Origin of the sequence: Nocardia araoensis NBRC 100135 (genome assembly GCF_000308435.1) — a bacterium.
Taxonomy (GTDB): domain Bacteria; phylum Actinomycetota; class Actinomycetes; order Mycobacteriales; family Mycobacteriaceae; genus Nocardia; species Nocardia araoensis.
In genome coordinates this window covers 160,373-162,108 of record NZ_BAFR01000034.1, presented here as the reverse complement: position 1 = coordinate 162,108, position 1,736 = coordinate 160,373, and the positions used below count along the sequence as shown (strand labels likewise).

2 protein-coding genes are annotated in these 1,736 nt (G+C 69.6%); both read right to left on the bottom strand.

The genetic code is table 11. The features are described from left to right. Window positions 1-6: 6 nt before the first annotated feature. Window positions 7-1,035 carry a HEAT repeat domain-containing protein gene (locus ON21_RS05100; RefSeq protein WP_039795820.1) on the bottom strand — a complete coding sequence of 343 codons (1,029 nt, stop codon included), beginning with the start codon at window positions 1,033-1,035 and terminating at the stop codon, window positions 7-9. Next, window positions 1,029-1,715, bottom strand: coding sequence for a HEAT repeat domain-containing protein (locus ON21_RS05095; RefSeq protein ID WP_218004040.1), 687 nt, complete (start codon window positions 1,713-1,715; stop codon window positions 1,029-1,031). The genes ON21_RS05100 and ON21_RS05095 overlap by 7 nt, the downstream gene beginning before the upstream one ends. Window positions 1,716-1,736: the final 21 nt, after the last annotated feature.

The window sequence follows — 1,736 nt, the reverse complement described above, 5'->3', positions numbered from 1 at the left end:
GATCGGTCAGGGTTGCCCCGGCTCCTCGCCCGGTCGTTCTACGAGCGTTTCCACGAGGGCCGAGGCTATGGCCGCCACGGTGCGATCCTCATCGCAGGACAGGTGCCGCAGGGCATCCAGCGCGATGGTCCCCGGCATTTCAGCGAGCGCCTGGGTCAGTCGGATTCGCACCGCCGAGTCCGCCGCATCTGCGGTGAGCTGTTCGACCAGCGCACTGATGATCCGATCCGCCCACTCCGCGTCCTGCGCCAGCGTTCCCAAGAGTTCGGCCGCCTCGACGTCGTTCGGGCCTTCGACCACCGTGTCGACAAGCGCGGGCACGGCCCGGGTCACGCCGCGCCCACCCAGGGCGAGAGCAGCGTGTCTGCGGACCGTCGTGTCCGGGTCCTCGAGCGCGTCCGTGAGCACCGCGGTCGCCTCGTCGCCCGGCAACTCGGCGAGCGCGAGGACCGCGCGCCGCCGGACGTCGACGTCCTCGGAGCCCAGGCCGGATGCCACGCTCGCCACGCCGTCACCGCCGGACCGCGCGAGTGCCCACCGCAAAGCCCCGGCCACATACGGATCGGATTCGGTGAGCACTGCCTCGGCCAGCAGCTCGGCCGGCACCGCAACGTCCTCGGCCGGGGCCAGGACGGCCTGCTGCCGCCGGGCGGGGCTCTGCGAACCGAGTCCGTGCAGCAGTTCGACGATACGCAGGACATCTTGCCAACCAGAGGGCTCGGCCGAATCCACCGTACGCAGCCGCTCCAGGAGTTCTCGCTCCCGGTTCAGTCGTTCTTCGGTCTTCCGGATGAGGTCGCCGACCAGCGTGGACGGGGTGAATCCGGCATCATCGAGAGCGCGTCCGATCTGGCTCAGTGACAGCCCCAGGGAGCGCAGGCCCTCCACGTGGAAGATGCGCCGGATGTCCTCCGGGGAGTATTCCCGGTAGCCACCCACGGTGCGGCCGGTCGGTCGCACCAGCCCGAGCGAGTCGTAGTGCCGGAGCATGCGGGCGCTCACACCGGAGCGGCGCGCCACCTCACCGATCAGCACGCAGTTGTCTCCTCCTGGTCCGGACCGAGCGCGACGACCCGTCTCGCCGCGTCGACGGCGAGGTCGAATCCGGCATCCGGGTCGCGCAGGAGCCGCTCCGTCGCGCGCGCGTGCGCCCGCACCGTCGGGTCGGAACTTGCCATCGCCGTCCGGAGGACCGGCTCGATCACCTCACCGAGCGCGACGAGAGCGCGGCTCAAACTCAACCGTACCTCCCGGTCTCCCCGGCCGAATTGCCTGGCCAGTTCCACACCCAGCCATTCTTTCGCTTCGTCGGGCACGAGAACGACGGCGGCACGCCAGGCACTTCGCGCGACTTCATCGTCGGCGTCGTGCAGCAATGAGCGCGTGATCGCCGACCACGCGCTCGGATCGCCGATCTTGGACAGCGTGTGCAACGCTTGGCTCCGGGCCTGCGCCCGCTCGGAACGAACCTCCGTGAGCAGCTTCGGCACCGTGAGCTCCGCCGGGAGCCGAGTCAGCGCCCACGTGAGCATGTCCCGCACGAAGAAGTCCGGTTCGATCGCGCACCGCTCCACCAGCGCATCGATGAACCCGGGATCGGGATGAGTGCCCGCTGCCAGTGCCGCCTCGAGCCGCGTCGACGAACTCCCCGCCGCCAATGCGTCGAGCAGCCGGGCGTGCTGTGGATTCTTGTGTGTCGAATTGATGGGAACCACCTCCGACAGCCAGTGAAGGCC